General features: G+C 65.7%; 8 protein-coding genes. 6 read left to right on the plus strand and 2 right to left on the minus strand.

The window, feature by feature from the left end; translation table 11 throughout:
• The 6 genes from RDU12_RS09935 to RDU12_RS09960 all read left to right on the plus strand — a co-directional run.
• Positions 1-1002 (plus strand): TolC family protein (locus RDU12_RS09935; RefSeq protein ID WP_308684542.1); only part of this gene is annotated, 1002 nt, incomplete at its 5' end.
• 365 nt (positions 1003-1367) lie between these two features.
• Complete coding sequence (locus RDU12_RS09940) at positions 1368-2264, plus strand: TylF/MycF/NovP-related O-methyltransferase (protein ID WP_300292535.1); 897 nt, start codon at positions 1368-1370, stop codon at positions 2262-2264.
• A 47-nt stretch (positions 2265-2311) separates the two neighbouring features.
• On the plus strand, positions 2312-3271 hold the full coding sequence (locus tag RDU12_RS09945) for an aldo/keto reductase (protein WP_300292533.1): 960 nt from the start codon (positions 2312-2314) through the stop codon (positions 3269-3271).
• Between the two features lie 35 nt (positions 3272-3306).
• Positions 3307-4062: a sugar transferase gene (locus RDU12_RS09950; protein WP_308684543.1), complete on the plus strand. Its 756-nt coding sequence runs from the start codon at positions 3307-3309 to the stop codon at positions 4060-4062.
• Positions 4063-4150: 88 nt separating this feature from the next.
• Positions 4151-5014 carry a transketolase gene (locus RDU12_RS09955; RefSeq protein ID WP_300289172.1) on the plus strand — a complete coding sequence of 288 codons (864 nt, stop codon included), beginning with the start codon at positions 4151-4153 and terminating at the stop codon, positions 5012-5014.
• Complete coding sequence (locus RDU12_RS09960; RefSeq protein WP_300289170.1) at positions 5007-5918, plus strand: transketolase family protein; 912 nt, start codon at positions 5007-5009, stop codon at positions 5916-5918. Before RDU12_RS09955 ends, RDU12_RS09960 begins: the two co-directional genes overlap by 8 nt.
• Before the next feature lie 73 nt (positions 5919-5991).
• Here RDU12_RS09960 and RDU12_RS09965 read toward each other — a convergent pair whose 3' ends face one another.
• Positions 5992-7137, minus strand: coding sequence for a glycosyltransferase family 4 protein (locus RDU12_RS09965; RefSeq protein WP_300289169.1), 1146 nt, complete (start codon positions 7135-7137; stop codon positions 5992-5994).
• A gap of 71 nt (positions 7138-7208) precedes the next feature.
• A partial coding sequence (locus tag RDU12_RS09970) for a hypothetical protein (protein ID WP_374990210.1) occupies positions 7209-7493 on the minus strand: 285 nt, incomplete at its 5' end.

Raw genomic sequence — 7493 nt, forward strand, 5'->3', positions numbered from 1 at the left:
GCCTATGAGATCGATCTGTTCGGTCGGGTCGGCTCGACCATCCGCGCGGCCCGCGCCGATGCGGACGCCGCCGCCGCCGCGCTCGACGTGGTGCGCGTCACCGTCGCCGCCGAGACCGCCCGCGCCTATGCCGACGCCTGCTCGGCCAACGCCCGGATCGCGGTGGCGGAGCGGACCCTCGCCCTGCAGGGCGAGACGGCGGACCTGACCCGGCGCCTGCTCGAGGCCGGCTCGGGCAACGGACTCGACACCGCCCGCGCCCGCTCGGCGCTCGAGAGCACCCGCGCCTCGCTGCCGCCGCTGCGGGCCGAGCGCGACGGGGCCCTGTTCCGGCTGGCGACCCTGACCGGCCGCACCCCCGCCGAGGCCAGCGAAGCGGCCCGGGCCTGCGCCCGTCCGCCTCAGCTGTCGCGGCCCATACCGATCGGCGACGGCGCCGGCCTGCTGGCGCGGCGTCCGGACGTGCGCCGGGCCGAACGCAACCTGGCCGCCGCGGCGGCGCGGGTGAACGTGGCGACGGCGGACCTGTATCCGCGCATCAGTCTGGGCGGTTCGCTCGGATCGACGGCGCTGGACGCCGGCGACCTCGGCGACGACGCCAGCTTCCGTTTCAGCGTCGGCCCGCTGATCAGCTGGTCGTTCCCGAACGTCTTCGCGGCCCGCGCCCGCATCGAACAGGCCGGGGCCGGGGCCGACGCGGCCCTGGCGACGTTCGATCAGACGGTGCTGGTCGCCCTGCAGGAAACCGAGACGGCCCTGGCGACCTACGCCCACGAGCTGGACCGGCGGTCAGCGTTGCAGGCGGCCCGGGACGAGGCGGCCACCGCCGCCCGCCTGTCGCGCCTGCGCTTCGACGCCGGGGCCGACAGCTTCCTGACCGTGCTGGACGCGGAACGGACCCTGGCCGCCGCCGACGCCCAGCTGGCCGCCTCGGACGCCCTGGTCACCACCTACCAGATCGCCCTGTTCAAGGCGCTGGCGGGCGGGTGGAGCGAGGGGTGAGGCGCCGATCGTCGGCCAGCTTCGACTGCAATCGGCCAGGCAAGGCGTCGTCGGGTTGGAGCTCCGCGGCGTACAGGCGCGCTCCGTAAGGAGAGATCGGAAGCGATAGCGGACGATGCACCGCGTGCATCGGCACGTTGTATCCTGTCTCTATCCGGCACGGCCGCCACGACTCCGATGAGTCCGCCGGGGCGCCGATCGCTTTGCTCCGGTTCGCCTCGGCCGCCCTCTCACCCTGGCCCCCATCGCCAACGACGATGACAGTGCAGGCGACGGAGCATCCGATGTTGGGGAACCCGTGACCCGGAGGAGATTCGGAACTGGAGGCTGTGGACCTGTCGATTGCGCTATTGTAGGAGAACCCAATGACCTTGCACCAGACCTCCGATAGCCCCTTCGTGGCCGCCCCGGCTCCCCAGCGCTCTCTTGGAGTGGTGCTGAAGGCTGTGTTCCTGAAGCCCGTTCTGAAGCTTCTGGAAGCCGTGCTGCCGGCCCGCACATTCGACAAATTCTACGCCTCGACGTTCCCGATGTATAAGGAAGTCGTGAGGGTCGGCTACCTGGCTGGCAATTTCCTGACACTCAAGTTCCTGAACGCCGACGACTGGGCGCGGGTGAAGCGCGTCCACGCTGTCATGCCCTATTCATTGGTGGGCGCCGGTGGGCTGGAAGCCACGGACCGGGCTGCGCAAAGCGTGAACATCGCCGGTGTGGAAGGCGACTTCGCGGAGCTGGGCGTCGCGCGGGGCGGGTGCGCCAGTCTTTTGGGCATGTCGGCGTTCGGCCGCGGCGCGCCGCCGCGCAAGCTTTGGCTGTTCGATTCCTACGAAGGCCTGCCCGAGCCTGGCGAGCGCGACTTCGTTGCGAATGGCGATACGGGCGACCACGTCCGCCCGCTGCCCAAGGGTTCTTGTTTCGGCGCCCTGGAAGAAGTGCGTTCGGTGACCCTGGGCAAGTTCAAACTGCCTGAGGACCGCATTGAGTTCGTCAAGGGATGGTTCGAGAACACCGTGCCCGCTACGCGCGACCAGATCAAAAAACTGGCCATCCTGCGCATCGACGGCGACTGGTACGAATCCACGAAGGTGTGCCTCGAAGGTCTGTTCGAGAAAGTTCAGCCGGGCGGCGTGGTGATCATCGACGATTACGACAGCTGTATCGGCGCGAAACGGGCGGTCGACGAGTTCGTTGCGGCGAACAACCTGAACGTCACCTTGTGTTCGGACGGCCGGGGCGGCCGCTGGTTCCGCAAGGCGGCCTGATCCCCCTCCGACGCCTCTCCGGCGCGGGATAGTTACCTTGGTGGCCGATGGAATATGTTCGCTTGGGCGGCGGCTTTGAAGTATCGCGCTTCGGGTTCGGCGGATGCCCGTTGGGGGGTCACGGCTGGGGCGACACTGACGACCAGAAGCTGAAAGCCGCCATCCATGCTGCGTTCGACGCCGGCGTGACGCTATTTGACACCGCGGATGTCTACGGGCTGGGGCGGTCCGAAGCGGTGTTGGGCGAAATCCTTCAGGCCCACCGCCAGGAGGTGGTCTTTGCGACCAAGTTCGGTGTTCGGCGCGAAGGCGACACAACCCTCTATGACAACAGCGCCGCCTGGATCCAGTCGTCCGTCGAAGGCAGCCTGAAAAGGCTCCGGACCGACCGGATCGATCTCTATCAACTGCACTACTGGGACAAGACGACGCCGCTTCTGGATGTGGTCGGCTGCCTGCAGGACCTGATCCGACAGGGAAAAATTCGAGCCTTTGGCGTCACCAATCTGGATCCGCGGACCATCTCCGCCGAGCCCATCGACGGTCTGGTGTCCTTCTCGATGGAATACAATCTCATCCGGCAGGATCGCACGGCGGAAATCAGGGCGATCGAGGCGAAGGGGCTGACCTTCCTGTCCTGGGGCAGCCTGGCCCAGGGCGCCTTGTCCGGCAAATACTCGGCTGAAGCCGCCTTCGATCCAGGCGATCGGCGATCGCGAGACGCCTACTCGGCTTTTCACGGCGAAGGGCTGGCGCGCCGTGAACAGGCGGTGGCCCTGCTTCGTGAAATCGCGCCGAATTATCCCGGCCGGACCGTGGCCCAGTTGGCGGTTCGATGGATCCTCGACAGCCATCCCGACAGCGTCGCCCTCGTGGGCATGAAGTCCCCGGAACAGGTGCGTGACATGAACGGCGCCTTCGACTGGTCGCTGTCCGCCGAAGATCTCTCGCGGTTGTCGCGGCTGGATCGCGCACCGCACGAACCTGCGCCGATTGGATCAGAATGACGGCCCAAGGCTCGCACTCTGGCCTGAATGCCCGAATGTCCATGGCGGCCAAGCGGTTGCTGGACATGATCGTCGCCTCCGGGCTGCTGGTTGTCAGCACCCCTGTAATCGGGCTTGGCGCGCTTCTCGTCTGGGCGCACGATCGGCAGGATCCGCTGTATCGGCAAATACGGATCGGGAAGGATGGAGCGCCATTCCAGCTCTTCAAGCTTCGCTCCATGTCCGCCGCAGAGCCCGGCGCCACCAGCGATACGACCGGACACAACGATCCGCGCATAACGCCTGTCGGCTCGGTCCTCCGCAAGACCAAGATCGATGAGTTGCCCCAGCTCTGGAACGTGCTTCGTGGCGACATGTCCCTGGTCGGTCCGCGGCCACAGGTGCCTCGCGAGGTCGCCCAGTACACGCGTGTCGAGCATGGACTGCTCAGGGTTCGGCCGGGCGTGACCGACTATGCTTCCATCGTCTATTCCGACCTTGGCGACATCGTCGCCGGCGCCGCCGACCCTGACATCGCCTACAGCCAGCTCGTCCGACCGGGAAAGAGCAGACTGGGCCTGTTCTATGTTGAAAAGCCGTCAGTCCTGACCGACCTCGCCATCCTTTGCCTGACGGCCGCTGCGTTGATCCATGGCCCATTCGCGCGAGCCGGCGTCGCGGCCTTGCTTCAGCGCCTGGGCGCCGATCCGTCGCTGGTGGAGGTCGCGGCGCGGCGGAAGCCGCTGACCCCCGCCCCGCCCCCGGGCGCCGACGCCATCGTCACCACCCGGGCCGCGCAGCCGGCGAAGTGAGTTCTGTTATGAAGCCCTGTGGTGAGCCGGATGGGCCGTACCTGATAGTTTCGCCGCCAAGCAAACAGCCAATACAAGGCCGCTCCAGATGATCCTTTACCAGCACAACGACACGCGTGCCTTGGCGATCCGATTGAGAAAGCATGCGTTGCGCATGACGAGCCGGGCCAAGAGTTCGCACGTGGGCTCAGCGTTCTCGATGGCGGACATTATCGCCGTCCTCTATGGCGGCGTCCTGCAGGTGGACCCGTCGCAGCCGCAGTGGGAACAGCGTGACCGGTTCATTCTGAGCAAGGGACACGCGGGCTCCTGTCTTTACGCCGCGCTGATGGAGCGCGGCTTTTTCTCCGAAGAGGTGCTCGACACCTATTACGCGAACGGCTCCATTCTCTCGGGCCACGTCTCCCACAAGGGCGTCCCGGGCGTGGAATTCTCGACCGGGTCGCTCGGCCACGGCCTGGGCGTCGCTACCGGCATGGCGATGGCCGGCAAGATGAAGGGCGCCGATCATCGCGTCGTTTGCGTGCTGAGCGATGGTGAGTGTGACGAGGGATCGAACTGGGAGGCGCTTCTGTTCGCGGCCCACCACAAGCTCGACAACCTCGTCGCCATCATCGACTACAACAAGATCCAGAGCCTGGCCTCTGTCGCGGAAACCCTGGCGCTGGAGCCGCTGGCGGACAAGCTGCGGGCGATGAACTGGGCGGTGAGAGAGGTCGACGGCCACGATCACGTGGCGATGAAAGCCCTGTTCGACAGCCTGCCCCTGGAGGAAGGACGCCCCAGTGTGATCATCGCCCATACGACCAAGGGCAAGGGCGTCTCCTTCATGGAAGACACGGTCCTCTGGCACTACCGAACCGCCCAGGGTGATGAGTTCGAGGCCGCAATGGCGGAATTGGATGCTATCGAAGCCGCCCTGACGAACGACCGGAGCAACATCGATGCGTGACGCCTTCATTCAGGCCCTGACCGAACTGGCGGCCGTTGATGACCGCATCGTGCTGGTCACGGGCGATCTGGGTTTTGGCGTCCTGCAAGACTTCGCCAGCCGCTTTCCGCAGCGCTACATCAACGCCGGGGTGGCCGAGCAGAACATGACCGCGATCGCGTGCGGCATGGCTCTGGAAGGCTTCCAGGTCTACACCTACTCCATCGGCAATTTCCCGACGCTGCGGTGCCTGGAGCAAATCCGGAACGACGTCTGCTATCACGACGCGGATGTGAAGATCGTCTCGGTCGGCGGCGGTTTCTCCTATGGCCAGCTGGGCATGTCCCATTTCGCCACCGAGGACCTGGCCATCATGCGGGCGCTGCCCAACATGACGGTCGTCGCGCCCAGCGATCCCTGGGAGGCGGCCGAACTGACGCGCCAGGTTTCGGCCCGCCGCGGCCCGACCTATCTGCGCCTGGACAAGAGCGCGGCGGGCCTCCCCCCGACCCCGGCCACTCTGGGCAGGTCGCGCCAGGTTCGCGACGGAGAGGATGTCTGCCTGATCGCCACTGGCGGCATTCTGGAGGAGGCGGTGAAAGCCGCGGACCTGCTTGCCGCCCAAGGGATTTCTGCGGCGGTTCACGCGGTCGCGACTGTCAAACCCCTTGATCCGGATCTGGTCGCGACGGCCGGGGCCGCCAAGGCAGTTGTGGTTGTGGAAGAGCACACCGTCATCGGCGGCTTGGGCGGCGCCATCGCCGAGGCGTGCATGAGCGCCGGAGCCGCGCCCAGACGTTTTCTCCGGATTGGTCTCGAAGACATCTATCCGACTGTCGTTGGCGACCAGCGCTACCTGCGCAAGGTCTATGAACTGGACGCCGAAGCGATCGCGCGCCGGACAAGGGCGCTCTTGACCGCCTGATTCCGTCTACTCCCGTGGAGCGCCGGGCGCGCAAGACACGCCCGCCTCCCGGGCCCGTCAGGGTCCGGGCGCCTCACGCCCCGGTCGCCAATTTCAGATAGTCCTCGGCCAAGGTCCTGTAGCGGCGGTGGCGGAGCAGCCAGTCGCGGCCGGCGGCCCCCATTTCGGTTCGGGTTTCCGGGGACATCTGCGCATAGCGCAGTATCTCGGCCCGAAGGGCCGCGGCATCCCCAGCCGGCACGAAGGAGCCGGACCCCGCCTCATTGATCATGGAGGGGAAGCCCGTATAGGATGCCACAATCGGCTTCGCCGCGAGCATGTAGTCAATGACCTTGTTCAGGGACTGACCGTAGGTCCAGACCTTCGATGGGTGGACCGCGAAGTAGAGCAGGTCGCAGCGGGCAAGCAACGACTGGACCATGCCCCGCGGCACGATGGGCGGGAAGGACACATTCGGGAGGTCCGCACACATCGCTTGATACTGCGCCCTCAGATCACCGTCGCCGACGATCAGAAAATGGACGTCCGGACAGTCACGCATATCGCGTGCGCAGGCCAGCAGCGTGTCCAGGGCGTTCGAGATGCCGATCGCGCCCGCATGGCAGACGAGGAATTTGCCCTTGGGGATATGGGTTGCGTCATATTCCGGGGGGAGAGGCTCTCCCGGCCCGATCAGGGACTCTTCCACCCCCATGGGGATGCAATGGACGGGCCGTGGTCGGCCAAGCACCTCGGCGACATGCTGCCCGAGGTTCGGCATCATCCCCACGATGGCGTCGGCCTGCCGATAGGCCAGGCGCTCGGTCATGGCGAGAGCGATGACGAAGGGGTTGTAGGGGCTGAATCCACCTTCCTCGATGATCGTGAGCGGCCAGATGTCGCGGACCTCGAAGATCAACGGGCATCCGAAACGCCGTCGCAACAGCAGACCGTTGAATATCGTCAGCAGGGACAAACTTGAGACGATGATCGCGTCCGGCCGCGGAAGCTCATCCTTGGGAAGACGCCAAAGCCGCCATTCGAAATCGAGCCAGCTCAGAATTCGGCGAAACGACTTCGCAGCCCCGTACTTGAGCGTCCGGATCCAGCAGACCTCGACGCCCTCAGAAACAGTGATCTTGTGCGGTCCGTCCAGGTCGGGCGCAGTCGCGAAGTGACTCGAGTCCGACGTGAAGATGATGCAGCGATGCCCCATCCGCACAAGCTCGCGCATGATCATGAAGGGCCTTGTCCCGACCCTCCCCGTGCTCGGCAGCGTGACATATTTCGAGACATACCAGATGCAGACGCTCACGCGGACGCAGCCTCATACATTCTCGGAATGGCGTTGACCGCCCTCACCGTATCCTCGAAGTCCAGACCGACGGCGTCGAGGTACCATTTCATGTTGGCGTAGCGGGGACGATTCTCATCCTCGATCCGAACCATGGCCTCCGCGCGGGTGATCTGGCCCTCACGGATCTGATTGCTGCGGAAAGTATCGTGCTCCGAGAAGCCGGCCACGGTGTAGTAGACATAGTTATAGAAGGCCGCCGTCCCGTCGCCGATGCGCCAGGTGGTGTTGGTGTCCGGCGC

The sequence above is a fragment of the Brevundimonas sp. genome (genome assembly GCF_031082345.1).
Classification (GTDB): domain Bacteria; phylum Pseudomonadota; class Alphaproteobacteria; order Caulobacterales; family Caulobacteraceae; genus Brevundimonas.